The following is a 26,096-nucleotide window of genomic DNA, read 5'->3' as shown; positions in this document are numbered from 1 at the left end:
ACGGTCGCAGGCTGCCTCCGGCTGCTGTCCGGACTACTCCCGGTAGCTCGGGTCGATGCGGTCCAGCTTGCGGAGCAGGCCCGGCCAGTCCCGCTTGCCGATGGGCGCGAACTTGTCGAACTGCTGCGCCGTGTGCTCGCAGACTTCCGGCGGGGGCAGCTGCAGTTCGCGGCCGCCCGACAGGGCGTCGATCTGCAGCTGACAGGACTTCTCCAGATAGGCCAGCGCGCTGAAGGCCTCGTAGATCGTGTCGCCCACGGTCAGCAGGCCGTGGTTGCGCAGGATCATCGCCTTGTTGGTGCCGAGATGGCCGATCAGGCGGTCACGCTCGCTGTGGTCCAGCGCAACGCCCTCGTAGTCGTGATAGGAAATCCGGTTGTAGAACCGCAGCGACGTCTGGGCCAGCGGCAGCAGCCCTTCCTTCATCGCCGAGACCGCCATGCCCGCGCGCGTGTGGGTGTGCGCGGCGCAGAAGACGTCCGGCCGCCCGGTCAGGACCGCGGAGTGGATGGTGAAACCGGCCTGGTTGACGGGATAGCCGCCGTCCAGCAGCACGTTGTTGTCGAAATCGATCTTCACCAGGCTTGAAGCGGTGATCTCGTCGAAGAACAGGCCGTGCGGGTTGAGCAGGAAGGCGTTCGGCTCGCCCGGCACGCGGGCCGAGACGTGTGTGGCGGTCAGGTCGTCCCAGCCGTAATGGGCGATAAGCCGGTAGAAGGCGGCGAGATCGACGCGGACCTCCCACTCCTCCTTCGAGACCTGATTGCGGATGGATTTCACGATCGGTGCGGTATCGGGCATCTTGAGTTTCCTCCCATGTGTCCCGTCCCCGTTCAGCCGGCAAGTGCGATGGCCGCCTCGTCGCCGACCGCGCGGAAGGAGAGCGTTTCCTCAACATACAGGCGGACCCGCTCGGCGTCATGAGATGAATATCCGATGGCAAAGTCGCGTCCTACGTATAGCTCGAAGTCGCCGCCACGGCGCGACAGCACCGCCGCCCCGTCGATGGCGCGGCAGGGAACGACCTCGCCGTCGAGCAGTTTCACGACATGGTCCATGACCCTGCGCCCGGTGCTGGACACGGCCGCCTGCAGCCGGGTGTAGGCGTCGGGCGGCACGACAAGGGCGAACGGCCCCTGCACGCCCTCGGCCCGCATTCGGTCCAGCGCCGACGCGATGATCTCCGGCCAGTCGGAGGGGTCGTCAGGCAGGGCGGGCGCCGTACCGCAGGCCTCGGTCAGCCCCTCGATCCCGCCGGCCTCGTAGCCATGAAAGACCAGGCGGTCCTCGGCCATGGCGATGGTCCGTGCCGCCTCGACCACCGGATCCATGTCCGCGTCCTCGGCCCCGCGGGCGAGGTCGTCGAGTTCCTCGATCGACAGATCGAAGTCGACCCGCATCTCGACCATGGGCAGGACGATGCGGCTGGCGGACCGGACGCCCTCGAACACGGGTTCGGAGAGCTTGCGAATGCGGCCCGTCGAGACGGCGTCACGGTCGTAGCCGAGCGGTCCCTTGAAATCGACCACGCGCCGGGCGGCCAGCACGGCGTTCAGCGTGGTCACCGCGGTTTCCTCGATCTCGGTCCAGGCGGCGTCCGGAATGGGCGCCAGCCGGCGTTTCAGATTGTCCATTGCTGCCTCCTCAGTCGGTGTTGCCGCGAATGCCCAGGTCGCCCGGAGTCCGTTCTGGCGGTGCGTCCTGGCCGTTGGTGTGGTTCCCCGTGATCGGGCCGTCCTTGAACAGGAATTCCCGCAGGTTCCTGTCCAGCGCGGGCAGGCGCCGCCGCAGCCATTCCAGCGTCATCACGGCATGTTCGATCTCTTCGTCGCGGTTGTGCGCAAGCACGGCCCTGAGGTCGTCATCCGCTGTTGCGTCGGCGCGTTGCTGGTACCAGTCCACGGCCTCGAATTCCTCCATCAGCGAGACGATGGCCCGGTGCAGGTCCAGGGTTTCTTCCGACAGTCGTTCGATGGGTTCGTGCAGCCCTTCACTGGCCATATCGCCCTTCTCCTTCGTGGCGTTGCTTGGTGGATCGGCATGTGTTGAGGCGGCCGCGGCCATGCAACCGGTTGGATTGTCGCGCCGATCCGACTAAGAATCCGGCATCGGGAGCACATGATATGAAACAGATGCAGTTCACCCGCTTCGGCAATCCGGCCGAAGTCGCAGAGATCGTCGAAGTCGATCCGCCAGGCCCGCCGGGTCCGGGGCGGGTCAATGTTCAGGTGCTCGCGAGTCCCATCAATCCGGCCGATCTCCTGAACATGGAGGGCCGTTACGGCGCAGAGCTGCCGAAGCTGCCGCAGACGCAGGGCGCCGAGGGCGTTGGCCGGGTGACCGAGATCGGCGAGGGCGTCGACAACGTCAAGGTCGGCGATCTGGTGACGCCGCCCGCGCGGGGCATGTGGCGGGAGATGGTGCAGGGGCCGGCCCGCGGCCTGGTGGCGCTACCCCCGGAAGCCGATATCCTGCAGCTGTCGATGCTGCGGGCCAACCCGGCCACCGCCTGGTTGATGCTGAAGGACTATGTCGACCTCCAGCAGAACGATTTTGTCATCCAGAACGCCGCCAACTCGGCCGTCGGCCGCCACGTGATCCGACTGGCGCGGTCGCAGGGCTGGCGGACGGTCAATGTGGTCCGCCGTCCCGAACTCATCGACGAACTGACGGCGCTGGGCGCGGATCACGTGCTGGTCGAAAGCGAGGATCTGGACGACGAGGTGCAGCGCGTGACCGGCGGCGATCTGCCGAAGCTGGGGATCGACGCCGTCGGTGGCGTCTCTGTCCAGCGGCTGGCGCGCTGCGTCGCCGATGGCGCCACGGTGGTGAACTACGGTCTGCTTTCCGGCGATCCGCTGATGATCGACGCACGCGAAACCGTTTTCCGCGACATCACCTTGAAGGGCTTCTGGCTGGCGACATGGTTCGCCACTGCCGATCCCGGCGAGATTGCGGCGACCTACGCCATTCTCGGCAAGAAGATGGCAGAGGGCCTGCTGGAGGTCCCTGTGGAAGCCACCTACCCGCTGTCGAAGGTGAAGGAGGCGGTCGCCCATGCGGCCCGCGACGGCCGCAGCGGCAAGATCGTCCTGACGATGGGCGACGACTGAGGGCATGAAGAAGCCGGTTCTCCTCGTCGTCCATCAGCAGCACTCGGACCCGGGGCGGATCGGTCTCCGGCTCCGCACGATGGGGTACCCCCTCCATATCTGCCGCCATGCCTGTGGCGACCCGTTGCCGGAATCGCTGGACGATTACTCGGGGGTGATCATCTTCGGCGGTCCGATGAGCGCCAATGACGACCATGAGGACTTCATCCGAAACGAGATCGACTTCACGCCGAAGGCGATCGAGAGCGGCGCGCCCTTTCTGGGCGTCTGCCTGGGCGCCCAGATCATGGCGCGGGCCTATGGCGGCGCCGTCAGCGAGCACCCGGAAGGCCAGGTCGAGATCGGCTACTATCCCGTCCGCGCCACGCAGGCGGGCGAGACCTTCTTCCCGAAGGAGATGCGGATCTTCCAGTGGCACCGGGAGGGCTTCGAACTGCCCGACTGCGCGACCCTGCTGGCGACCGGCGACCAGTACCGCAACCAGGCCATCGGCGTCGGGCCGAACGGCATCGGCATACAGTTCCACCCGGAAGTGACCGAGCAGATGAACCGCCGCTGGCTGATCGGCGGCGCGCACCGGCTGGAAAGTCCCGGCGCACAGCAGCCGGACGCACATCACGCGGGCCGCGCCGAACACGATCCCTTCGTCGACCGCTGGGTGGACGAGTTTCTCGCCTGTTGGCTGTCGACGGATCAGCGCGGCGGGTAGGCGCGCCCGTTATTCGAACCCGGGTGGGGTCTGAACGCCGCCAAAAGCCTCCTCGATCAGCCGCGCGAAGCGGATCGTCGTCAGGTCGCCCATGAAGGGTCCGACGATCTGCACGCCCAGCGGCAGGCCGCTCTCCCGCCCCAGCCCGATCGGCGCGACGGTGCCCGGCAGGTAGACCGCGCCTGAAATGCCGGCCCAGAAGAGCTGGTCATTGTAGCCGACCTCCTTGCCGTTGATGGTCAGTTTGCGCACCTCGCGCGGCTCGTCCTCGTTGCGGGGGAAGGCGGCGCAGGCCGCCTGCGGGCAGAGCAGAAGGTCGTAGTCGCGGAAGAAGCCGTTCCACTTGTCGCGGTATTCGTAGCGGCGCGTATCGGCGGCGGCCCAGTCGTAATAGGTGATGGTTCCGGCGCGGGCGTTCATGGCGAAGTAGCTGTCGTCGTCGTCGGACAGCTTCGCGACCTCGTCCTGGAACCATTTGAACTTCTCGGGCGGCAGACGGCTGTGCGTGACGGGCCGGAACAGCCGGAAATAGTCGAGGTGGTAGAGTTCCCAGTCGACCTTGAAGGGCTCTCGTTCGTCGACGGTCGCGCCCGCAGCCCTGAGCCGGTCGGCGAGGTCGTGCAGCGCATCCTGGTATTCCTGCTCGACGTCGGATACCGGCGACGTGGTCATCAGCGCCACCCGGAAGTCCCCCAGATCGTCCTTGTCCGGTTTCGGCAGGTTCAGTTCCCAGCCCGCGCCATAGACCGGATCGTCGCCCGCGACCGCCAGCAGCGCGGCCTCCAGATCGCGCGCCGAGCGCGCCAGCGGACCGCAGACCGCGATATCGGACGGGGCCATGGACGGTGACTTCCAGTGACCGCGTTTCGGCACGATGCCATAGGTTGGCTTGTGCCCGAAGACGCCGCAGAAATGCGCCGGGTTGCGGACGGAGGCGCCGATGTCGGAGCCGAACTCGAGACCTGTCATGCCGGCCGCCAGGGTCGCTGCCGACCCGCCCGACGAGCCGCCCGGCGTGCGCGACGGGTCCCAGGGATTGCCGCAGCCACCATAGACATCGTTGTAGGACTGCCAGTCGGTCAGGTTCAGCGGCACGTTGGTCTTGCCGAAGACGTTGGCGCCGGCCCGCTTGATGCGTTCGACCAGCACCGCGTCGGTTGCGGCGATGTTGCCCTTCAGCGCCGGATCGCCCCAGGTCGTCTGGTACCCGGTCAGATCGTAGCTTTCCTTCACCGTCATCGGAACGCCGTGGAACGGGCCGAGGCAGTAGCCGCGGGCCATCAGCTTGTCCAGGCCCTCCGCAGCCTCCTCGGCGCCGTCGAAATCGTGGGCGATCACGGCGTTGATCGGCGGGTTGAGACGTTCGACCCGGTCGCGGAAATGCGCCAGCGCCTCGACGGCGGTGGTGCGGCCTTCGCGGATGTCCTCGGCGATCTGCAGCGCATCGCGCCGGTGCAGCGGCGTGTCGGTCATTCTCGGTCTCCCCCCGGATCTGGCCGCCGGATTTTGGGCGAAGCACGCATCCGGCGATAGCCCGGAATCGCCGGTGCTGCTATCAGGTCGGAATGCCCGTCGCCGAAGCCCTCATTCTGCTGCCCTTGCTTGCCTGGCTCTGGCTGCTGGCCCTCCATGGCCGATACTGGCAGCTCGCCGAGCGTCTTCCGCCGTTCGCGACCGAGCCGGCGGTCTGGCCTTCGGTGGTCGCGATCATCCCGGCGCGCAACGAGGCCGATGTCATCGCCGAGACCGTCGCGCGGCACGAGGCGCAGGACTATCCGGGCGACTATCGGGTGATCGTTGTCGACGACCGCTCGGACGACGCTACTGGCGACGCCGCCCGCGCCGCGGCCGGAGCGAGGACAACCATCATCGAGGCCGAGGAACGCCCGGCCGGCTGGATGGGCAAGGTCTGGGCGATGGAGCAGGGGTTGCGGCACCTGCGAGGCCAGCCCGATCAGCCGGACTGGATCCTGTTCACCGACGCCGACATCCATCATCCGCCGGACAGCCTGCGGCGGTTGGTGGCGCACGCGCTGGAAGATGACCGCGATCTGGTCTCGCTGATGGTGAAGCTGAAGGTCGAGACGTTCTGGGAGCGGTTGCTGATCCCGGCCTTCGTGCTCTTCTTTGCCAAGCTTTACCCCTTCAGCCGGGTGAACGACCCGGAGAACAGGACGGCTGCGGCCGCCGGCGGCTGCATGCTGGTCCGGCGAGAGACAGCGGATGCGGCGGGTCTGGCGGAGGGCATCCGGGGCGAACTGATCGACGACTGCGCGCTGGCGCGGCGGGTGCGCGAGGCGGGATCGGGCAGAATCTGGCTCGGCCTGACCGAAGATGTGACCAGCGCCCGGCCCTATGCCGGCCTTTCAGGTGTCTGGGAAATGGTGGTCCGATCGGCCTACACGCAGTTGAACCACTCGCCGCTGCTGCTGATCGGCTGCGTCATCGGCATGCTGTTCCTGTATCTCGCCGGGCCGGCTGCGGCACTGGCCGGTGAAACGCCTGGATGGGTCGTCTGGCTGATGATCGCACTCAGCTTCTCGGCGGCCTTGCGGCTGTATGGACAGCCGCTCTGGATGGGCCCCCTTCTGCCGCTCGCCGGGTTGATGTACACCGCCATGACCGTCGACAGCGCCCTCCGGCACTGGCGCGGAAAGGGCGGCGGCTGGAAGGGCCGCTATCAGGCGAGGGAAAAGGCGTGAGCATGGCTGCCGTGGAGACGCCATCGGGCAAGGGTGCGGGAGACGAGAATTTCCCCGTCGGCTCGTTCCTGTTGCCGAAGCCGCTCCGCCCGCATGTCGCCTGTTTCTACGCCTTCGCCCGCGCCGCCGACGACATTGCAGACAACGCCGATCTCACGCCGCAGGCGAAGCTGGACCGGCTCGCGGCCTTCGACGCGGCGCTTGTGAACGGTTCGGATGATCCCGATCTGGCGAAACCCGACCGCCTGCGCGACAGCCTGCGCGCGACTGGCGTCACCGACGCCCATGCCCGCGATCTCCTTCGCGCCTTCATGCAGGACGCCGTGAAGACCCGCTACGAGAGTTGGGACGATCTGATGGCTTATTGCCGGCTCTCGGCATCGCCGGTCTGCCGCTACCTGCTCGACCTGCATGGCGAGGACCCGGCGGACTACGCCGTTTCCGACCCGCTCTGCGACGCGCTGCAGGTGATCAATCATCTGCAGGACTGCCAGGAAGACTACCGGGAGATGGACCGGGTCTACCTGCCGCTGGACTGGCTCGCAGCGGCCGGCGAGACGGTCGAGGCGCTGGACCGGCCCGCGGCTTCGGAAGGTGTGCGGCAGATTCTGGATCAGTGCCTGGACGGTTGCGAAAACCTGATGATCAGGGCCCGGAAGATGCCAAAAAAGCTGAGATCGAGGCATCTTGGCGCCGAATCGGCGGTGATCATTGCTCTTGCCGACGGCCTGATGGGCGAGCTTCGGCGGCGCGATCCGCTGGCCGAACGGGTCGCATTCGGCAAGCCGCGCATGGCTGTGGTCGCCATCGGTGCGCTGCTCCGCTTCTGGGCCGGGGGGCGCGGATGAGCGAGCGGCAGGCCGAGGCCGAAGCGCATGTGAAGCGCATCGTCGAGAAGTCCGGCACCTCCTTCGGGCTCGGCATGCGCATCCTGCCCGAGTTTCCGCGCAACGCCATGTACGGCGTCTACGCCTTCTGCCGGGAAATCGACGACATCGCCGACGAACCGGGCGAGGAAGCGGAGAAGCGCCGGGGCCTGGAAGCCTGGCGGCAGGAGATCGAGGCGCTCTATCAGGGTCGGCCGACCGATCTGACCACCATCGCGCTGCTGCCCGCTGTCGAGGCCTACGATCTGCCGAAACAGGAGTTCATCGAGCTGATCGAAGGCATGTTGATGGACGTCGATCTGGATTTCGGCAGCGCCCCGCGGCTCGACCGGACGGGGCTCAGCCTCTATTGCCGCCGGGTGGCCGGGGCGGTCGGCATGCTGTCGGTCCGCATCTTCGGCGAGCCCGATGCGACCCAGTTCGCGCTGGCCATGGGCGACGCGCTGCAACTGACCAACATCCTCCGCGACATCGGCGAGGACGCCGAGGAAGGGCGGATCTACCTGCCCATCGACCGCATTCGCGACGCCGGGATCGAGGCGACCGAACCGACCGAGATCGTGCGCGATCCGCGCCTTTCGGCGGTATGCGACGGGGTCGCGGCGGAGGCCGAAGCCCGTTTCCGGGATGCCGACGAACTGGCGAACCGCTTCGACCGGAAGAAGCTGAAGCCCGCCCTGATCATGGGGTCGGTCTACCGCGGCTATCTGGACCGCTTGCAGGCCCGCGGCTTCGCCGATCCGACCGCGACCGTCAGCATGTCGAAATGGGCCAAGGCGGGGCGGGCGCTGCGCGTCTATCTGGGATGACGGAGACGGTCCACGTGCTGGGGGCTGGACTTGCCGGTCTCGCGGCGGCGCTCAGTCTGTCGAAAGACGGCCGCAAGGTTGTGATCCACGAGGCCGCGCGTCAGGCCGGCGGGCGATGCCGCAGTTACCACGACGCCGTGCTCGACCGGGTGATCGACAACGGCAACCACCTGATGATGAGCGCCAACGACCATGTCTTCGGCTTCCTGAAGGAGACCGGCTCCGTCAGCCGCGTCGCCGTCAGCGAGCCCGCGGCCTACCCGTTCTGCGACGTCGAGACCGGCGAGCGCTGGACGCTCCGGCCGAACCGCGGGCGCATCGGCTGGTGGATACTGGACTCGCGACGAAACGTGAAGGGCGCGCGGCTGCGCGACTATCTGCAGGCCTGGCGGCTGCTGACCGCCGGGCCGGACAGGACCGTCGCCGACTGCCTTTCGACAGACACCGTGCTCTGGCGCCGCTTCTGGGAGCCACTGACGGTGGCGGCGCTGAACATCGCACCCGACGAGGGCGCGGCCCGGCTGCTGGCCGAGGTATACCGCCGGACATTTGCGAAGGGCGAGGCGGCAGCCCGCCCGGTGCATGTGAGGGGATCGCTGGCCGATTCGCTGATCGACCCGGCGCGGGCGCTGCTGGAGCGGCGCGGCGTCGAATTCTGCTTCCGCGCCCGCGTTCGCAGCCTCGACCTCGCGGATGGCCGCATCGCCGGCTTCGAGACGACGCGCGAGACGGTGACTCTCGGAAATCTGGATGCCATCGTCATGGCGCTGCCGTCCTGGTCGGTGGCGGAGTTGCTGCCCGAGATCGCGCCGCCCGAGGGCGCGCGGATGATCCTCAACCTGCACTACCTGCTGGACGCCAAACCCGAGCTCGCGCCGGTGACCGGCCTGACCGGCAGCATCGCCCAGTGGCTGTTCATCCGCGGGCCGGTCGCCTCGGTGACCGTCAGCGCGGCGGACGCCTTCGCCGAAACCGCGTCGGAGGAGATCGCGGCCCGCATCTGGCCCGAAATCGCCGTCGCGCTGGGCACGCCCGGCGCGCCCCAGCCGCCCTGCCGTGTGGTGAAGGAGAAACGCGCCACCTTCGCCGAGACGCCCGCCAATGAGGCGCGGCGGCCGGGGCCGGTCACGCGGTGGCGCAACCTGGTGCTGGCCGGCGACTGGACCGCCACCGGCCTGCCGGCAACCATCGAAGGCGCGATCCAGTCCGGACGGGTTGCGGCGAGGGCTTTGCGGATCTGAGCCAGGCCCGATGGGGCTTTGCTTCAGTCCCGAATGTCATGCCCGCCTTGTGCGGGCATCCGGCCAGATGAAGAAATTGCGGCGCAGCCGCTCCGGACCCCCGCATAAAGCGGGGGTGACAGGCTGAGAGTGGCGGCGTTGCCGGAGCCGCCGGAGTCGGGACGGGCCGGTGGTTCTTGAGAGCATATCACCCGCAGCGGGACCTGATCCCGCGGCCCATTCGGCGTTGGCGATGCCATATCCCGTGTCCCGGGCTTGACCAGGGTCCCATTCCGCGGCGCTTCCGCCGCCGCTGATTGTCCAAAAGCGCTCAGGCCTGGGCCCCGGATCAGGTCCAGGGCGCTTCGGCGCAGGGGACTACCCGTCGCGCTCCATCGGCAGGTCCGGATCGGCGGACCATTCCAGCAGGGAATTGTCGTAGAGCCGCAGCTTCTCGAAGCCGGCGAGCTTCAGGGCGAACAGGGTCGAGGCCGCGGCGATGCCGCCGCCGCAATAGGTGATCACCGGCCTGTCCGGATCGACCGCTTCCGCTGCCTTCCGGATGTCCGCCATCGAGGCGAAATCGCCGGTCTGCGGGTCCTGCAACTGCATTGCGGGAATGTTGACGCTGCCCGGAATGCGGCCGGGCCGTCCGTAATGGGTGCCGCCGGTGCCCGTATGCTGTGCCGGGGCCAGCGCGTTGACGATCTGTGTGCTGTCATCGATGGCGGCGGCGATGTCGGCGCGGCCGGCGATGGCGTTGTCGTCACGGACGCCGCGGAACTCCGATGGTTCGAAGCTTTCCTCGCCGGTGGCCACCGGGCGGCGCTCCGCGGTCCAGCGTGCCCAGCCGCCATCCATGATCCGGACATCCCGGCAGCCCGAGACGCTCAGCACCCACCAGGCGCGGGCGACGGCGAAGGGCGTGCCGCCGCCATAGACCACGATGGTGTCGTCGGGCCGGATGCCGATTGATGACATCAGCCGGTCGATCTGTGCCTGCGGTGCGATGGTGAACGGATACGCGCCGTCCGGATCTGACAGGTCATCGACCATGTGCAGCCAGGCCGCGCCGGGAATGTGGCCCTTCAGCCAGTCGTCGCGCAGCGAGTGGATGGTCGACGCCCCGACCGGTTTCGTCTCGAAGCGGACACCGGCGTCGATCACGCGGAAGCCGTCCCGCCCGAGCCGTTCCTCGACCCAGGCGGGGGTGACCAGAAGGCCGCTGCCGTCCCCGCTCACTCGGCGGCTTCGTTCTCGGGCAGCATCCGCGCGGCGTGCAGCGCCATGCGCTTGGCGCGCTCCATGTCGTAATGCTTGCGGGTGACGATGCGCTGCGCGTAGAGCCCGCCGCCGGCCTGCAGGTTGGTGACATAGCGCCAGCCGCCCATGGCGTCCGCGGTAAGGTCGCGGATGGCGTGGAACAGCTTCATGCGGGTCTCGCCGTCGACCTCCGGATTGGCGGTCATGTACTTCCTGACCAGCGGCCCGACCTCGTTGTTCTCCAAGTCGGCAATGGCCGGCGCGGTCAGTACCGAACCGCCGGAGATGTCATGCAGGTGGCGGCACATCATGTTGTACTGCGCCGCCGCCTGGTACTTGCCGGCATTGATGTAGAGTTCGGACGGGAAGGCCGCGCCGTTGTCGCCGATCTCGCAATTGGCGATGGCCGCCTCCAGCGCGCCGCGGATCAGCGTCGCGTGGATGATCATCTCCGAGATCTTCTCGCGCACATGGGCGACCTTGGCGAGGCCATTGGCTTCGGCGATCAGCTGCGCGAAGCCGACCAGTTCGTCCGCCTCGTTCGACATGAAGGTCAGGCCGCCCAGCCGCTCCCAGAGACCCAGCGAGTGGGCGAAGATCGCGGCGTATTTGGTCTCGCCATTCAGGAATATGCGCTCTTCCGGCACGAAGACGTCGTCGAAGATGACGAAGCCCTCGGGCATGTGGTTCTGGCGGCTGACGGGGAAGACGCGGTCGTCCTCGTGGCGCGGCGCGTAGGAGGTGTTGACGATCTTCACGCCCGGCGCATTGACGGGGATGGCGCAGGCGATGGCGTAGTCTTCCTCACCCGGCTTCATCGCCTTGGTCGGGATCACCATGGTCTCGTGGCCCAGCGACGCGCCGGTGATGTGCAGCTTGGCGCCGCGGATCACGACGCCGTCCGGCCGGCGCTCGACCACGCGGGTGTAGGCGTCCGGATCGGGCTGCTTGCCGGGGCTGAGCGAACGGTCGCCCTTGCCGTCGGTGATGCATTCGGTGATGCGGATGTCGCGCTTCGTGGCGTCCTTCACCCAGGCGTCGATGCGCTTGGCGTAGACCGGCAGCTCGTGGCCCATGCGGCCCGCCGCAGTCATCAGCGTCATGATCGACTGGTTGGTGGTATTCGCGACGATGTCGGCCGCGGTCATGATCGGCAGGCGCGCCTTCAGCCCTTCGGCGTCGCGCGGAATGTCCATCAACGGGCTCTGCGCGTCCTCACCCGGCTGGTAGAGCCGGTCATAGCCCTCGGCGATCAGCTCCGCCGATTCGCGCAGGATCTTGTCGTCCAGAATGTTCTCGATCTTGCGGCCTTCGAAATAGGTCGCGCGGCCGTCGTCGAGGGACTTCAGATATGCCTCGCCCGTCATCATGGCCCATGTCCTCCCCAGGATGATCTACTGGCCGGTATGGTGACAGGACCGCCCGCAGGGTCAAGCGCGGCCGGCACATGCTGGACGTGCGTTCAGCGCCGGAACGAGCGAAGGAGGTCGAGGAACGGCCCGGCGCTGCCGCGGCGGCTGCGGATCGACCAGGCCGGACGCCAGGCGAGCTTCGTCACCTTGGTCCAGTCCAGCCGTCCGCCGGTGTCGGCCGGCGTCGCCACGGCCGAAGCTGCGCCGGGCGCGTGGCGGAACGGCTCGACCGAGCCGTCATTGTCGCGGGGATCGCTCATCCGGGCAGTATGGCAGGGCCTGCCAGGTCTTCGTCTCACGTCCGCGGGAGCGGTGGTTCAGGCCGCCCTACGCACGGGCAGCGAGGTGAAGCCGCGGATGAAGTTGGAGTAGATTCGCTCCGGTTCGCCGGTGATCTCGAAGCGCATGCCGCGCGACAGGATCTCCTCCCACAGGATGCGCAGCTGCAGTTCGGCCAGCCGGTCGCCGACGCAGCGGTGGATGCCCGCGCCGAAGGAGAGATGCCGCCGCGCATTCGGGCGGTCGATGCGGAACGCCTCCGGGTCCTCGAAGATGTCCGTGTCGCGGTTGCCGGAAACGTACCAGAGCACGACCTTCTCGCCCTTGCGGATGGCCTGGCCGGCGAACTCGGTGTCGGCCAGCGCGGTGCGGCGCATGTGGATCACCGGCGTCTGGTAGCGGATCATCTCCGAGACCATGTTCGGGATCAGATCCGGGTCCGCCTTCACCTTCTCGTACTGGTCGGGATTCCGGTGCAGCGCCAGCAGCCCGCCGCTCATCGAGTTCCGTGTGGTGTCGTTGCCGCCGACGATCAGCAGGAACAGCGTGCCGATGAACTCGACATGGCTCATCTCTGCGGTGACAGGATCGTTGGCCAGCATGGTGATCAGGTCGAAGCCGCCCTGGCCGTCCTTCCGTGCGTCCCAGAGCGGCTTGAACGCGGCCGCCATCTCTTCCAGCACGGCGTAGCGCTCGGCCTCGGTCTTCACCAGCGGCTCGGGCGCGTTCAGGTTCGCTGTGGCGACGTCCGACCAGTACATCAGCTCGTGGCGGCGCGCTTGCGGGAAGTCCAGCATGGTCGCCAGCATCATCGAGGTCAGGTCCATCGAGACCCGCTTCACCCAGTCGAATGTCTCGCCCGGCGCGATGCTGTCCAGCAGCGCCCCAGTGCGCGCCCGGATCAGGTCGTCATAGCCGCGCAGGCTCTGGCGGTTGCCGATGGGCGCCACGGCGCGGCGGCGCGGCGTGTGGTCCGGCGGGTCCATCGAGACGAAGGCCGGGCGGTCGAGTTCCGGCGCGATGTTGTTGATCTGGATGCCGCCCAGGTCGGCGCGGTTGGAGAAGTGTTTGACGTCGAGCTCGGCCTTCATGATCAGGTCGTAGCTGCAGACCGACCAGTAGGGGCCATAGGCGCTGTCGTCGCAGCGGTGCACGGGGGCCTCCCGGCGCAGCTTCTCGAACAGCGGCTGCCAGCGGTCTTCGGCGTAGAGCGCCGGGTCGCTGACATCGATCCCGCCCGGTTCCGCCCGACTGTCTTCGGTCGCCACCATGTCCGTGTTCCCCCTTCTGATCGGACCTCATTATTCGCCGATCGTTGCTCGGTCCACAATTGTCTACAAAGCGCATTGTCTCGGGCGGGGCGGCCGCTAGAGTTCAAGCCACAGGGATCAAGGGGAGGAAGCCGGCCATGGCGTTCATCACATTCGTCAACCAGTGCCACATCGAACACGGCGCCATCGACATGCTGGGCGATACGCTGAAGCAGCTGGGCATCTCGCGCCCGCTGATCTGCACCGACAAGGGGCTGGTGAAGATCGGTATTGTCGACACCATCCGCGGCCGCATCCCCAACGACGTGGCGGTGACCATCTATGACGGCACGCCGGAGAACCCGACCGAGACGGCGGTGAAGGACGCGGTGCGGCTGTTCCGGGAGAACGACTGCGACGGCATCATCGCGCTGGGTGGCGGCTCCTCGATGGACCTCTCGAAGGGCGCGGCGCTGCTGCTGACCCATGACGAGCCTCTGGTCGAATACAACGCCGCGACCGGCGGGGCGATGAAGATCGGCCCGACCACCCCGATGATCGCCATCCCGACCACGTCGGGCACCGGTTCGGAAGTCAGCCGCGGGGCGGTGATCAAGACCGAGGACGGCCGCAAGCTGATCTTCTCCAGCCCGAACATGATCGCGAAGGTCTCGCTATGCGATCCCGAACTGACCGTCGGCCTGCCGCCGCTGCTGACCGCCGCGACCGGCATGGATGCGGTCACCCACCTCATGGAGGCGGTGATGAGCCCGGTCGAGAATCCGCCGGCGGAAGCCATCGGCATCGACGGGCTCTGGCGCGCGGTCGGGCAGGGGCATCTGCTCAAGGCGACCGAGAACGGGCAGGACCGCGAGGCCCGCAAGCAGATGATGATCGCGGCGTCCGAAGGGGCGCTGGCCTTCACCAAGGGCCTCGGCGCGGTGCACGCGATGAGCCATGCGGCGGGCCGCATCACGGAACTGAACCTGCATCACGGCACGCTCAACGCCGTCTGCCTGCCGGCCTGCCTGCGCTACAATGACGAGGTGCTGGGCGACAAGCGGGACCGGATGAAGCACGCCATGGGCGTGCCAGCCGGCCAGACGCTGGACAAGGCGATCGAGGAACTCAACGCGAAACTCGGCCTGCCTGCGAACCTCTCGGAGATGGGCATCACCGAGGACATGGTGCCGGGCATGATCGAGCACGCGCTGGTCGATCCCACGACGCCGACCAACGCCAGGCCGGTCGACGCGGCAGGCTTCAAGGCGCTCTACGCCGACGCGATGGGGTAGGGGAAGCCGCCCGTCTGGGGATGGTTGGGTCGGCCAGGCGGGCGGCTCCGATTCTCAGAACACACGCCTGAGCCCTCCCCCTGCCAGGGGGAGGCTTCAGAAGGTTGCAGCCGCCTTTTGCCGTCCTCGGGCTTGACCCGAGGACCTTTTGTTTCCGCCTGCGCCGAGGCCTTCGGATCGAGTCCGAAGGCGGAAAAGAAGCAAGGAACAGCCTTCGTATCTGATTGCGGTCAGATCCGCCGCGGCATGCCCGCCCAGTAGGGCTCGCGGAGCTTGCGTTTGAAGATCTTGCCTGAATCCTCGCGCGGCAGGCTGTCGGCGAAGACGATCTCGCGCGGGATCTTGTACTTGGCGACGTGGCCGGCGAGGAAGCTCTTCACGTCTTCCGGGCCGATACCCGGATCCGCCAGTTCGATATGGGCCGCCAGCGCCTCACCGAACTCGGCGTTGGGAATGCCGAAGACGGCGCAGTCCTTCACGCCCGGCATGCCGACCAGCGCCTTCTCGATCTCGGCGGGGTAGATGTTCACGCCGCCGGAGATGACCATGTCGTTCTTGCGGTCGGCCAGGAACAGGCAGCCGTCCTCGTCCAGCCAGCCCATGTCGCCATTGGTCAGGAAGCCCTCGACGTCCATTTCCCGGCGCGCATCCTCGCGCTTGTTGTAGGTGAAGTCGGTGCGGTTCGGCCGCCAGATATAGACCTCGCCGATCTCGCCGGGCGGCAGGTCGTTCTTGTCGTCGTCCAGGATGCGGATGACGTTGCCGGTGATGGGCTTGCCCACGGTCCCCTGTTTGTTCAGCGCCATCTCCGAGGTGACCACGGTGACGATGCCGTTCTCGGTCGAGCCGTAATACTCGTAGATCACGGGACCCCACCATTCGATCATCTGCCGCTTGGCCTCGGGCGGGCAGGGGGCGGCGCCGTGGATCACATGCTGCAGGCTGGAGACGTCGTACTTCGCCCGGACCTCGTCGGGCAGCCGGAGCAGGCGCACGAACATGGTCGGCACCACATGCATGTGGGTGATCTTGTGCTCGTCGATGATCCTCAGCAGGTCCTCGGCGTCGAAGCGCGCCTGCAGGATGATGGCCGCGCCGTTCCTGGCAGCCGACAGGCCGTAGGCGTTGGGCGCCGAATGATACATCGGGCCGGTCATCACGGTGCGTATGTCGGTGCTGTCCGGCGGGACGCCGAAGCCCTCGAAGACCTGCTCGGCCTGGCGGGCCTGTGCATCCTCGTCCATGGGATCGCGGCGGACGCCCTTCGGATGGCCGGTGGTGCCGGAGGTGTAGATCATGGTGCCGCGGCTGGCCGGCGGCAGGTCCGTCCAGGGTTCGCGGTCGCGGATGAAATCCTCGTAGAGCACGACCCCTTCGGGCAGGGTCTCCGGCACCACGACGCCATAGGCCGCGGCGATCTCGTGCGGCGTCGGTACGGCGACGATCGTGACGCCCTCGGGCACCGTCTTGTGGATGGGCGGCAGCAGGTCGGAATGGATCACCACGACCTTTGCGTCGCAGTCGCGCAGGATGTAGCCGGCTTCCTCGGCGGTGTAGTGCCAGTTGATCGGCGTGGCATAGGCGCCCAGCAGGGTGCAGGCGGCCGATGTCTCGAAGAACGGGAAATCGTTGCGGAGATAGATCGCCACGCAATCATCGGTGCCGATGCCGCTCTCGCTCAGCGCCCGCGCCATGCGCGCAGCGTTGGCCGCCCGCTCCTCGGCTGTGCGGATGCGGTCCCCGCTGATGATCGCGCCCTGTTGCATGTCCATGTGGCGGTGTCTCCGTCCCCTGTCCCGTTTTTCCTCAGATCTGCCGGCCGGCTTCCGCCCAGTAGGGCTCGCGCAGCTTGCGCTTGAAGATCTTGCCCGAGTCCTGCCGCGGCAGTTCGCTTTCGAACACGATCAGCTTCGGCACCTTGAACTTCGCCAGCCGCTTGCCGAGATAGCTGCGGATTTCGGCTTCGGTGATGGCGGTATCTGCAAGTTGCACATGGGCGGCCAGCGACTCGCCGTATTCCTCGTCGGGAACGCCGAAGACGGCGCAGTCGCGGATGCCCGGCATGCCGATCAGCACGCTCTCGATCTCGGCCGGATAGATGTTCACGCCGCCGGAAATGACCATGTCCTTCTTCCGGTCGCAGAGGAACAGGAACCCGTCCTCGTCCATGAAGCCGACATCGCCGCAGGTGACCAGATGCTCAAGCCCGGCCTCGGCGCGCTTGGCGTCGTTCTTGTTGTAGGTGAAGTCCGGCCATCCGATCAGACGCAGATAGATCTCGCCGATCTCGCCCTGGGGCAGTTCGTTCTTCTGGTCATCGACGATGCGGACGTCGGCGAAGGGCAGCGCCCTGCCGACCGTGCCGGGCTTCTTCAGCGCTTCCTCCGAATTGTGGAAGAAGACCGCGCCTGTCTCGGTGCCGCCGTAGTACTCGTTGATCACCGGACCCCACCACTCGATCATCTGCCGCTTCACGTCGGGCGGGCAGGGGGCCGCGGCGTGAACCACGAATTTCAGCGACGACAGATCGTATTTCGATTTCACCTCGTCGGGCAGCTTCAGCAGCCGGACAAACATCGTCGGCACCATGTGGACATGGGTGATCCGGTACTGCTCGATCAGTTGCAGCAGTTCCTCGGCGTCGAAGCGGGGCTGCAGGATGACCAGACCGGCCAGCTTCGCGGACCAGAGGCCGTAGGCGTTGGGCGCCGAGTGGTACATCGGTCCGGTAATCACCGTCCGGATCGAATTGTCCTCCTTCAGGCCGAAGACGATCTCGAACAGCTCGTTCATCTTGGCCTGGGTCGCCAGGTCGGCGGGCTGGCGGCGGACGCCCTTCGGGTTTCCCGTGGTGCCGGAGGTGTAGATCATGTTGGTCCGGGTGGTCGCGGGTTCCTTGGTGTAGGCCGGCTGATCGGCCAGCCAGGCGTACCAGTCCGTCCGGCCTTCAGGCACGGTGCGGGCGTCGGCCGGGATACCGTAGGCGTCGCCGACTTCGGGCGGCGTCTCCACGACGAACACGGCGCAGCTGTCGGGGATGTTGCTTTCGATGCCCGGTAACAGGTCAGCATGAATGACCAGTGCGCGGGCGTCGCAATCGTCCAGGATGTAGCCGGCCTCGTCCGCCGAGCCATGCCAGTTGATCGGCACCGCATAGGCGCCGGCCAGGCTGGCGCCCATCGATCCCTCGAAGAAGGCGAAGTCGTTGCGCAGCATCAGGCAGACGGAATCGTCCTCGCCGACACCCATCTTCTCGAAGCCGCCGGCAGCCCTCGCCACACGCTGATTGAGTTCCGCCCTCGTCAACTTGCGGTCGCCCGACAGGATCACACCTTCATACATGACCGCTCCTCCCCAGAAACGATGGTCCGTCATCTTTACGCGGGCCCTGCGATGCTGTGAAGTGCGCAAGCGAATTGCAATCGGCAGATCGACGAAAGGCGGGTACTTGAGTGATGTTGGACTGGCGCCGGTTGCTGTCGGCCAGCCGCACCGCGGGTGACAGGCCCGACCCGGTCGATCCTGCCCGGAGCCCGTTCCAGAAGGACTTTGACCGGATCGTGTTCTGTTCGGCCTTTCGGCGGCTGCAGGACAAGACCCAGGTCCATCCGCTGCCCGAAAGCGATTACGTCCGCACGCGCCTGACCCACAGCCTGGAAGTCGCATCGGTCGGCCGCTCGCTCGGCGCCGGCGCCGGACATGTGATTTCGGGCCGCCGCCGTCTGCCGCCCGATCTGGGCGCCGCGGAATTCGGTCATATCGTATCGGCGGCCTGCCTGGCGCACGACATCGGCAATCCGCCCTTCGGTCACCGCGGCGAGGCCCTTATCCGCGACTGGTTCAGCGGATCGCCGACAGGACGGGCGGCGATCGCCGGCCTCGACGAGGCGCAGCGGCTGGATTTCCTTCGCTTCGAGGGCAATGCGCAGGGGTTCCGGGTGCTGACCCGGTTGCAGAACTGGCGCGATGCCGGCGGCCTTCGGCTGACAGCGGCGATGCTGGGCGCCTTCACGAAATATCCCTGCCAGTCCGATGCGGTCACCGGGCGGGAAGCCGGGTCGCGGAAGTTCGGTGTCATGCAGTCGGAACTCCCGATCTTCCGCCGACTGGCGGACGAACTCGGCCTGCCCGAAGAGTTCCCGGGCCGCTGGCGGCGCCACCCGCTGACCTGGCTGGTCGAGGCGGCCGACGACATCTGCTACTCGGTCGTCGACCTGGAGGACGGGTTCAAGCTGGGCAAGCTTTCCTTCGACACCGTGGCCGGGTTGTTGATGCCGCTGGCCGGCGACGGCCGGCGCTACCGCGAGATCGGGGAGGACGGCCGGCGGGTGTCCTACCTCCGAGCCAAGGCCATCGGCCGCCTGGTGGATCAGGCGATTGCTGCCTTTCTGGATGCCGAGCCGTCGATGCTGGAAGGCGCGCCGCCGCCGCCTCTGCTGGAGATCGTGCCGGCCAGCGCGCGCATCCGGGAGATCAACGATGTCACCGCGCGGCACGTCTTCGTTGCAGACGACGACTACGACACCTATCTGGGGGCGGATCGGGTGATCGCCTGGCTGCTGGAGCGTGTGATGGCGGAGGACTTGTTCGCAGCCGACCGATATGAGCGGATTCTGCGCACGACCGACCACATTTCCGGCATGACGGACTCGTATGCCTTGCAAACCTATCGCAAAGGTACTGGTATGCTACCGGCGCGGCCTTCCGGATACCGCGCCCTGTGAGGCAGTCATGACGGTCGACTACTACTGTGCGTTGTCTTCGCCCTGGTCCTATCTGGGGCACGAGAGGCTCGGCAAGATTGCCGCGGCCCGCAAGCTGGCCATCAGGATCCATCCCGTGAACGCGCTGGCGATCTTCGACCGGACGGGGGGGCTGCCGCTGCCGAAACGGTCCCCCGAGCGCCAAGCCTACCGGCTGCAGGAACTCGAGCGCTGGCGCAAGCGGCTGGGTGTTGCCCTGAACCTCAAGCCGGCGCATTTCCCCGCCGACGAGACAGAAGCCGCCCGCCTGGTGGTGGCGTCGCGGGAAGCGGGGAGGGATGCCTTCGGTCTCGCCGGCCGGTTCATGCGGGCGGTCTGGGCCGAGGAACGCAACATCGCCGATCCCGGCACTATCGGCGCCATCGTTGCCGAAGCGGGACAGGATCACGCCGAACTCGTGAAGACAGCGGACAGCATCGACGCCCTGGCCCTCAGGGACAGGGATGGAGAGGCCGCCATTGCACGCGGCGTGTTCGGCGTACCCACCTATGTCGTGGGCGATCAGCTTTTCTGGGGACAGGACCGCCTGGAATTCGTAGAGGAAGTCCTGTCATGACCGCGGCGCGCGAAAAGATTCAGGAAGCCCCCGTACTGGACGATGGCATGCTTTCGGAGCTGGCAGGCGGCGCGGACGGCAGCGTCGTCAGCTCGCTGGTCGAGGGGTTCCTCGAGGAATCCGAAGAACGCATCAGGGCGATCCGCCGGGCGGTGGCGGCCGACAATATCGAGGCGATCGGATTCCAGGCGCACGCCCTGAAGAGTACGGCCGCAACCTACGGCGCCATGCGTCTCGGCGAAATGGCGGCTGCGCTGGAGCGTATGGCGAAGACCGGGGACAGTTCCACCGCAAGGGAACAGTCGGACAGCATCGAGGCGGTCTGGCCGCTCACCCGCGCCGCGTTCACCGACCGGTTCCTGTCAGGCTGAGGCGGCCATCTCCGGAGGGCGGACGCCCGGCAGCAGCAGGCTCACCCGGGTGCCGCTTCCCGGCAGCGATGCGATCTCCAGCTCACCGCCGTTCAGTTCCACCAGCTTCTTGGTGATCGGCAGTCCCAGACCCGTGCCGCCGGCGATCTCGGCGTTGGCGGCGCGGCCGAAGGGCTCCATCGCCAGGCTGATGTCGTCATCGGTCATGCCGATTCCGTTGTCCTCGACGAAGATCCGCACATGGCCGCCGCAGGCCTCGGCGCCGAGCCGGATTCGGCCATCCTCGCCGGTGAACTTGATGGCGTTGTTCAGCAGGTTGATCACCATCTGGCGGAAAGCCCGGCGGTCGGCGGTAACGGCCGCTGACTCCGGCCTGATCGCCAGTTCGATATGCCGGCTGCCGAAATCGTCGCGGAACAGGGCAACGGCGCGCTCCAGCTCTTCTGTGAGCGGGATCGGCTCGGGTTCGATCTTGAGCCGCTCCGCCTCGATCCGGGAGAGGTCGAGAATGTCGTTCACCAGGCTGAGCAGGTGCTGGCCGCTGGCGGAGATGTCGCTGGCGTATTCACGGTAGCGCCGGTTCTCCAGCGGGCCGAACATCTGCTGCTCCATGACCGACGCGAAACCGATGATGGCGTTCAGCGGCGTGCGCAGTTCATGGCTCATATTGGCGATGAATTCGGACTTGGCGCGGTTTGCGGCCTCTGCCCGGCGCCGGGCGGCAAGCGCCTCCTGCTGGGCGGCGATCAGTGAGGTCACGTCCTTGCCAACACCCCGATACCCGACATAACGGCCCTGTGCGTCGAAGACGGGGTCGCCGTTGATGTTGATCTGCCGGTCGCGGCCGCCGCCGAACCGGAACAGCAGCGCAAGGTTCCGGACGGGTTCGCGGTTGTGCCAGGCCTCGAGGAGGTCGAGCCAGGGCTGGCGGTTTTCCTCCGGCATGTCCTTCAGGACGTTGCGCGTGATCGTGGTCCAGCTGTGTCCGACGAAGCGCGACGCCGGGATGCCGCTGACCTCGGCGAAGCTGTCGGACAGGAAGGTGAGGTTCATGTCCGGATCGGCCTCGAAATACCAGTCCGCGGCAATCGCGGCGAATTCGCGGAACCGGTCCTCGCGGTGCTGCAGCTCGGCCTCGACCAGCTTGCGTTCGGTGATGTCGATCAGATAGGCGTCGAGATGCTTCTCACCGGTTGCCCGGTCTTCGGTGACCCAGGCGTTCTCCAGCATCCAGCGCGGCTCGCCGGTCGTGAGATCGCGGTAGCGGTATTCGATGCGATAGGGCTCGCCGTGCCGGATCCGGCGTTCGCCGGCCGCGATGTAGGCGTCGCGGTCATCCGGATGAACCGCGGCGAGCCATTCGCCGAGCTTCACCTTGCCGTTCTCGCGGGAATTGAGAAGGGCTTCCGAATCCTGGCCCCAGATCTTCAGGGTCTTCAGATCGGTGCTGACCCGGGCGTAGATCATGTCGTGGGTGTTGCGCATGAAGGACTGGAACTGCTCCAGCTCCTTCTGGGAGCGGGTCACGTCGACGAGCAGGATCGCCATTGCGCCATTGCGGAAACGCAATCGGCTGGTGGTGATCCAGTGGCCGTTGCCGGTCAGCGCCGTCAGCGGCCCGGCGTCCTTGGCGGTGAAATTGCGGATCGTGGAGCGGACATACTTGTCCTCGCGTCCACGGGCCTGGGGCAGGTAGCCAAGCTTGATGGCCGAGCGGAGCATGGTCTCGAAGCTGCCGCCGTAGTTGGGATAGCCCTCGGTAGCCGGAAAGAAACGGAAGTAGGCCTCGTTGACCGCCAGCACCCGTAGCTTCTCGTCGAGAAAGATCACGCCGATATCGTCGTTGGCCAGCGTGGCGATGGCGCTCGCCGTCATGGTGTTGGAGACGTCCATCTGGTCCACGAAGGTGCCGCGGAGCTGATAGACGCCGCCCGACTGGCGGCGCACCGATGCGGCGATGCTCTTGCCGTTGTCGAGGTGGAGTTCCAGACGTTTCCGGGTTTCGGCGTGGCGTTCCAGCATGGCCATGCCGCCAAGGCCGTCGATCCAGCGGAGCAGGGCCTCGTCTTCGGCCGAGCCCAGCGCATCGCGGAGACCGTCGCTCGCGGCGACAACGGCGAGCGTCTCGCCCTCACGGCGAAGCAGCGCCACGGCGCGGCTATCGCCGCGCAGCGCTTCCAGCAACGCGTCCCGGTCCGGATCGGCGTTCAACTCGACAGGCCTCCAGCAGTTAGCAGCACAACCTACTGCGACTTCGTTCACAAATTACGAATTCAATGCAGGGTTGGACGCAAGTGCCGTGCCGGAGAGCGTGGATCACGCAACGCAAAAGGCCCGGACGGGAGCCGCCCAGGCCGATCGGTACGTATTCGAATGTAGGTGGAGTGCCCGGTGGGCTCAGAGCCCGTCGCGCTGCGCCCGCTTCCGCGCCAGCTTGCGCGCACGGCGGACGGCTTCGGCCTTCTCCCGCGCGCGGCGCTGGGACGGCTTCTCGTAGTAGTTGCGGAGCTTCATCTCCCGGAAGATGCCTTCCCGCTGCATCTTCTTCTTCAGGACCTTCAGAGCCTGATCGACATTGTTGTCGCGAACGCTGACTTCCAATTTACCCTCTTTCGAGTTCGTTGTTCCGTACCGGCAGTCGAAAAGCTTCGGGCGAAAGACGCCCTGCCGCCGGAACCGCTTCCGGCGTTGGAGCGCGGCTTATAACACAGTGTTCCGAATCAGCCAAGTCCCGGATCCGCCGTTGCCTCGACCGGCTCCGACCGGCATCCTCGGCCCGGTTTCGGGCAGGGAGGGACAGGCATTTGACGGAACTGAAAGCGCCGCTGGCGGCCTATCGGGATACGGTCCGGCCGGAATGGATCGACCACAACGGCCACATGAACATGGGCTATTACATGGTGGTCTTCGACTACGCCACCGACGAGTTCTTCGACCATTGCGGCCTGACCCGGGCGCATCGCGCGGCCCAGAACATCACGACCTTCTCGCTGGAAGCGCACATCAACTATCTGAACGAGGTCCGCGAGGGCGACCCGCTGCATTTCCGCACCTACCTGCTCGACTTCGACGAGAAGCGCATCCACTACATCCACGAGATGTGGCACGGCACGGAGAACTACCGTGCGGCCACCAACGAACTGATGAGCCTGCATGTCAGCCAGGAGACGCGGCGGGCCGCGCCGATGCATCAGGACATTCTCGACCGTCTCGGCGCCATCCGTTCGGCGCAGACGGCCGCCGGGGTCGAGTTTCCGTCCGAGGCCGGGCGGTCCATCGGGCTGAAGAATCGCCGCAGATAGGTCGATCCCCATACCGCGGCGCAGCATGATCCCCTAGACTGGCTTCATGCATGAAGCGGAACTGATCGGACTGGCGATCGTCGCCGGGGCGGCCATGATGATGGGCGTCCTGTTCAGCCGTATCCGCCAGCCCGTCGTCGTCGGCTACATCGTCGCCGGCGTGGTGCTCGGCCCGTCGGTACTGGCCATCATCCCCAGCCGCGAGGATGTCGGTCTTATCGCCGAAATGGGCGTGCTGATGCTGCTGTTCCTGATCGGCATGGAGCTCAGCCTGCGCAACTTCCGGCGCATCTGGCGGCTGGCGGTCACGGTGATGGCGCTGCAACTGGCGCTGGGGCTCGTCTTCGCCTTCGGCATGGGCACGACGCTGGAGTGGGGGATCGAACTCAGCCTGATCGTCGGCTTCGGGCTGAGCCTCTCGTCGACCGCTGTGGCGATCAAGATCCTCGACGATATCGGCCAGCTCCGCACAGAAGTAGGCCGGCTGGCCGTCGGTGTGCTGATCGCGCAGGACCTCGCCGTCGTGCCGATGCTGATCATCGTTTCCGAGATGGGCCGGGAGTCGGGCAGCCTCTACAGCGCCATCATTCCTGTCGTCGTCGCCGTCGTCATCCTGATCGGAATCGTCTACCTGCTGAGCCGGCGCAAGCGCGAGCACCTGCCCTTCGGCCACTGGATCACGCACCATGCGGATCTCGCCGCGATGGCGGGGCTGGCGCTCTGCTTCATCGGGTCGGCGATCAGCGGTCTGATCGGCCTGTCGCCGGCCTATGGGGCCTTCGTCGCCGGACTGGTGGTCGGCAACACGACCGAGCGCAGCAAGATGATCGCGGCAGTGCAGCCGGTGCAGTCGGTGTTGCTGATGGTTTTCTTCCTGTCGATCGGCCTTCTGCTGAACCTCGACTTCATCGCCGACAACTGGGGCGTCGTGCTGGCGCTTCTGCTGGTCGTGACCGTCACCAAGACAGCCGCGAACATCGGCATCTTCCGCATGCTGGGCGAACCCTGGCCGCGGGCCTGGCTGGCCGGGACGGTGCTGGGGCAGGTCGGCGAGTTCTCCTTCGTGCTGGTCGCCGCCGGCCTCGCGGCGGGGATCATCGACACCTTCGGCGGCAATCTGATGACCTCGGTGATCGTGCTGTCGCTGGCCTCCAGCTCGCTGGTGCTGTTCACCGCGCGCCGGATGGCGACGGTGCGCTGGCGCCGGGTCCGGACCTTCGAGGAGGTGATCGGCGCGGTCTATGGCCGGCGAGCGGGCAAGGTCGTCGTTACCCCGGCGCGCGCCGCGCGCAGCGCCGGGCGCGTCTCCCTGACCCTCGGCGACTACAGCCGCGGCGAGGTCGACAGGCTGATGAAGCGCATCCGGCCGGCGAAACCGTTCCGTCCCGAGGCGCCGCCCGCGACGGAGCAGGGCTGGGACGACGCCGCCATGCAGCCGAAGCCGGAAGATGCGCCGAAAGACGCTCCGGAAGGAGGTGCTGGGACGGATCCGGATGATCGGCCGCGCGGCGGAAACTGAGGCGCGCCGGAATGCCGGCGGCCCGGTCGCCGGACTGGACGAGGCGGGGCGCGGACCCATTGCCGGGCCGGTCGTCGCCGCCGCAGTCATCCTGCCCGAAGACTTCGACTGTACCGGTCTGGACGATTCCAAGAAGCTGTCCGGCAAGCGGCGGGAAGCGCTGGCCGGGCGCATCCTCCTGGACGCGAAGGTCGGCGTCGGTATCTGCACGGTCGAGGAGATCGACGAACTCAACATCCTCTGGGCCGCGATGCTGGCAATGCGCCGCGCGGCGGAAGCCCTGCCGCTCGAACCCGCCTTCGCGCTGGTCGACGGCAACCGGATTCCGCCCGAACTGCCCTGTGCGGCCGAGGCGTTGGTGAAGGGCGACGGACGCGAGGCCTGCATCGCCGCCGCCTCAATCGTCGCCAAGACGCATCGAGACAAGATCATGTGTGAACTTGACCTGCAGTACCCCGGATATGGCCTCGGCGGCCATGCCGGATACCCGACGCCGGCGCACAAGAAGGCTCTTCTCCGGCTCGGTCCGAGTCCGGTTCATCGCCGCAGCTTTCGTCCTGTTCGTGACATGTTCACTTGAACAACGACCTGTAATGTCATGACTCCAATTGCTTTTTCTTGACGCTCGAATCGCGGCGCGTCACTT

The 26,096-nt window shown here is 66.8% G+C and carries 25 protein-coding genes; 13 read left to right on the top strand and 12 right to left on the bottom strand.

Features of this window, described 5'->3' with window-relative positions; all coding sequences use genetic code 11:
* Positions 1 to 33 precede the first annotated feature (33 nt).
* Genes ACMVY4_RS00225 through ACMVY4_RS00215 form a run of 3 tightly spaced genes read right to left on the bottom strand, consistent with a single transcriptional unit; the run spans position 34 to position 2,001 of the window.
* Positions 34 to 801 (bottom strand): class II aldolase/adducin family protein, encoded by a 768-nt coding sequence (locus ACMVY4_RS00225; RefSeq protein ID WP_416898204.1) that lies wholly within the window; start codon positions 799 to 801, stop codon positions 34 to 36.
* 32 nt (positions 802 to 833) lie between these two features.
* The gene (locus tag ACMVY4_RS00220; protein ID WP_416898203.1) at positions 834 to 1,634 is read right to left on the bottom strand and encodes a family 1 encapsulin nanocompartment shell protein; all 801 of its coding nucleotides are present in this window, start codon (positions 1,632 to 1,634) and stop codon (positions 834 to 836) included.
* Positions 1,635 to 1,644: 10 nt separating this feature from the next.
* Positions 1,645 to 2,001, bottom strand: coding sequence for an encapsulin-associated ferritin-like protein (locus ACMVY4_RS00215; protein ID WP_416898202.1), 357 nt, complete (start codon positions 1,999 to 2,001; stop codon positions 1,645 to 1,647).
* A 122-nt stretch (positions 2,002 to 2,123) separates the two neighbouring features.
* On the opposite strand from ACMVY4_RS00215, the gene ACMVY4_RS00210 reads away from it, so the two are divergent.
* Together ACMVY4_RS00210 and ACMVY4_RS00205 are read left to right on the top strand one after the other, a co-directional pair.
* Positions 2,124 to 3,113 carry an MDR family NADPH-dependent oxidoreductase gene (locus tag ACMVY4_RS00210; protein ID WP_416898201.1) on the top strand — a complete coding sequence of 330 codons (990 nt, stop codon included), beginning with the start codon at positions 2,124 to 2,126 and terminating at the stop codon, positions 3,111 to 3,113.
* Positions 3,114 to 3,117: 4 nt separating this feature from the next.
* Positions 3,118 to 3,822 (top strand): glutamine amidotransferase-related protein, encoded by a 705-nt coding sequence (locus ACMVY4_RS00205; protein WP_416898200.1) that lies wholly within the window; start codon positions 3,118 to 3,120, stop codon positions 3,820 to 3,822.
* A 9-nt stretch (positions 3,823 to 3,831) separates the two neighbouring features.
* Here the strand turns inward: ACMVY4_RS00205 and ACMVY4_RS00200 are convergent, their stop codons facing one another.
* Positions 3,832 to 5,295: an amidase gene (locus tag ACMVY4_RS00200; protein ID WP_416898199.1), complete on the bottom strand. Its 1,464-nt coding sequence runs from the start codon at positions 5,293 to 5,295 to the stop codon at positions 3,832 to 3,834.
* A 92-nt stretch (positions 5,296 to 5,387) separates the two neighbouring features.
* Between ACMVY4_RS00200 and ACMVY4_RS00195 the strand changes: the two genes are divergently transcribed.
* Genes ACMVY4_RS00195 through hpnE form a run of 4 tightly spaced genes read left to right on the top strand, consistent with a single transcriptional unit; the run spans position 5,388 to position 9,461 of the window.
* Complete coding sequence (locus ACMVY4_RS00195) at positions 5,388 to 6,524, top strand: glycosyltransferase (RefSeq protein WP_416898198.1); 1,137 nt, start codon at positions 5,388 to 5,390, stop codon at positions 6,522 to 6,524.
* A 2-nt stretch (positions 6,525 to 6,526) separates the two neighbouring features.
* Entirely contained in the window at positions 6,527 to 7,372 is an 846-nt protein-coding gene (gene hpnC, locus ACMVY4_RS00190) for a squalene synthase HpnC (protein WP_416900381.1), read from the top strand.
* Positions 7,369 to 8,220 (top strand): presqualene diphosphate synthase HpnD, encoded by an 852-nt coding sequence (gene hpnD / locus ACMVY4_RS00185; RefSeq protein ID WP_416898197.1) that lies wholly within the window; start codon positions 7,369 to 7,371, stop codon positions 8,218 to 8,220. The genes hpnC and hpnD overlap by 4 nt, the downstream gene beginning before the upstream one ends.
* A complete protein-coding gene (gene hpnE, locus ACMVY4_RS00180; protein WP_416898196.1) occupies positions 8,217 to 9,461 on the top strand; it encodes a hydroxysqualene dehydroxylase HpnE in 1,245 nt (414 codons plus the stop codon). The genes hpnD and hpnE overlap by 4 nt, the downstream gene beginning before the upstream one ends.
* Positions 9,462 to 9,818: 357 nt before the next feature.
* On the opposite strand, the gene ACMVY4_RS00175 is transcribed toward hpnE, so the two are convergent.
* The 4 genes from ACMVY4_RS00175 to ACMVY4_RS00160 all read right to left on the bottom strand — a co-directional run bounded on the left by ACMVY4_RS00175 (position 9,819) and on the right by ACMVY4_RS00160 (position 13,665).
* Positions 9,819 to 10,682, bottom strand: coding sequence for a sulfurtransferase (locus ACMVY4_RS00175; protein ID WP_416898195.1), 864 nt, complete (start codon positions 10,680 to 10,682; stop codon positions 9,819 to 9,821).
* Positions 10,679 to 12,073 (bottom strand): 4-hydroxyphenylacetate 3-hydroxylase N-terminal domain-containing protein, encoded by a 1,395-nt coding sequence (locus tag ACMVY4_RS00170; protein ID WP_416898194.1) that lies wholly within the window; start codon positions 12,071 to 12,073, stop codon positions 10,679 to 10,681. The genes ACMVY4_RS00175 and ACMVY4_RS00170 overlap by 4 nt, the downstream gene beginning before the upstream one ends.
* A gap of 92 nt (positions 12,074 to 12,165) precedes the next feature.
* On the bottom strand, positions 12,166 to 12,375 hold the full coding sequence (locus ACMVY4_RS00165) for a hypothetical protein (RefSeq protein ID WP_416898193.1): 210 nt from the start codon (positions 12,373 to 12,375) through the stop codon (positions 12,166 to 12,168).
* Between the two features lie 57 nt (positions 12,376 to 12,432).
* Positions 12,433 to 13,665, bottom strand: coding sequence for a cytochrome P450 (locus ACMVY4_RS00160; protein ID WP_416898192.1), 1,233 nt, complete (start codon positions 13,663 to 13,665; stop codon positions 12,433 to 12,435).
* 137 nt (positions 13,666 to 13,802) lie between these two features.
* On the opposite strand from ACMVY4_RS00160, the gene ACMVY4_RS00155 reads away from it, so the two are divergent.
* Positions 13,803 to 14,939, top strand: coding sequence for an iron-containing alcohol dehydrogenase (locus ACMVY4_RS00155; protein ID WP_416898191.1), 1,137 nt, complete (start codon positions 13,803 to 13,805; stop codon positions 14,937 to 14,939).
* 230 nt (positions 14,940 to 15,169) lie between these two features.
* On the opposite strand, the gene ACMVY4_RS00150 is transcribed toward ACMVY4_RS00155, so the two are convergent.
* Positions 15,170 to 16,705, bottom strand: coding sequence for an acyl-CoA synthetase (locus ACMVY4_RS00150; protein ID WP_416900380.1), 1,536 nt, complete (start codon positions 16,703 to 16,705; stop codon positions 15,170 to 15,172).
* 40 nt (positions 16,706 to 16,745) lie between these two features.
* On the bottom strand, positions 16,746 to 18,281 hold the full coding sequence (locus ACMVY4_RS00145; protein ID WP_416898190.1) for an acyl-CoA synthetase: 1,536 nt from the start codon (positions 18,279 to 18,281) through the stop codon (positions 16,746 to 16,748).
* A gap of 113 nt (positions 18,282 to 18,394) precedes the next feature.
* Between ACMVY4_RS00145 and dgt the strand changes: the two genes are divergently transcribed.
* The 3 genes from dgt to ACMVY4_RS00130 are packed head-to-tail and all read left to right on the top strand — an operon-like array spanning position 18,395 to position 20,629.
* A complete protein-coding gene (gene dgt / locus ACMVY4_RS00140) occupies positions 18,395 to 19,663 on the top strand; it encodes a dGTP triphosphohydrolase (RefSeq protein ID WP_416898189.1) in 1,269 nt (422 codons plus the stop codon).
* Positions 19,664 to 19,670: 7 nt separating this feature from the next.
* Positions 19,671 to 20,258 (top strand): 2-hydroxychromene-2-carboxylate isomerase, encoded by a 588-nt coding sequence (locus tag ACMVY4_RS00135; protein WP_416898188.1) that lies wholly within the window; start codon positions 19,671 to 19,673, stop codon positions 20,256 to 20,258.
* Entirely contained in the window at positions 20,255 to 20,629 is a 375-nt protein-coding gene (locus ACMVY4_RS00130; RefSeq protein ID WP_416898187.1) for an Hpt domain-containing protein, read from the top strand. The genes ACMVY4_RS00135 and ACMVY4_RS00130 overlap by 4 nt, the downstream gene beginning before the upstream one ends.
* On the opposite strand, the gene ACMVY4_RS00125 is transcribed toward ACMVY4_RS00130, so the two are convergent.
* Positions 20,621 to 22,840, bottom strand: coding sequence for a PAS domain-containing sensor histidine kinase (locus ACMVY4_RS00125; RefSeq protein WP_416898186.1), 2,220 nt, complete (start codon positions 22,838 to 22,840; stop codon positions 20,621 to 20,623). The genes ACMVY4_RS00130 and ACMVY4_RS00125 overlap by 9 nt on opposite strands.
* Before the next feature lie 186 nt (positions 22,841 to 23,026).
* Positions 23,027 to 23,230 carry a 30S ribosomal protein S21 gene (gene rpsU / locus ACMVY4_RS00120; RefSeq protein ID WP_109794465.1) on the bottom strand — a complete coding sequence of 68 codons (204 nt, stop codon included), beginning with the start codon at positions 23,228 to 23,230 and terminating at the stop codon, positions 23,027 to 23,029.
* 203 nt (positions 23,231 to 23,433) lie between these two features.
* Here rpsU and ACMVY4_RS00115 point away from each other — a divergent pair, with 203 nt between their 5' ends.
* Genes ACMVY4_RS00115 through ACMVY4_RS00105 form a run of 3 tightly spaced genes read left to right on the top strand, consistent with a single transcriptional unit; the run spans position 23,434 to position 26,030 of the window.
* Complete coding sequence (locus ACMVY4_RS00115) at positions 23,434 to 23,931, top strand: thioesterase family protein (protein WP_416898185.1); 498 nt, start codon at positions 23,434 to 23,436, stop codon at positions 23,929 to 23,931.
* 46 nt (positions 23,932 to 23,977) lie between these two features.
* Positions 23,978 to 25,450, top strand: coding sequence for a cation:proton antiporter (locus ACMVY4_RS00110; RefSeq protein WP_416898184.1), 1,473 nt, complete (start codon positions 23,978 to 23,980; stop codon positions 25,448 to 25,450).
* Positions 25,425 to 26,030, top strand: coding sequence for a ribonuclease HII (locus ACMVY4_RS00105; protein ID WP_416898183.1), 606 nt, complete (start codon positions 25,425 to 25,427; stop codon positions 26,028 to 26,030). Before ACMVY4_RS00110 ends, ACMVY4_RS00105 begins: the two co-directional genes overlap by 26 nt.
* The last annotated feature ends 66 nt before the right edge of the window (positions 26,031 to 26,096 follow it).

Origin of the sequence: Minwuia sp. (assembly GCF_048007105.1) — a bacterium.
In the GTDB taxonomy this organism is placed as follows: domain Bacteria; phylum Pseudomonadota; class Alphaproteobacteria; order Minwuiales; family Minwuiaceae; genus Minwuia.
Note: the sequence above shows the minus strand (reverse complement) of the source record. Positions and strands in the feature narration are given on the sequence as shown.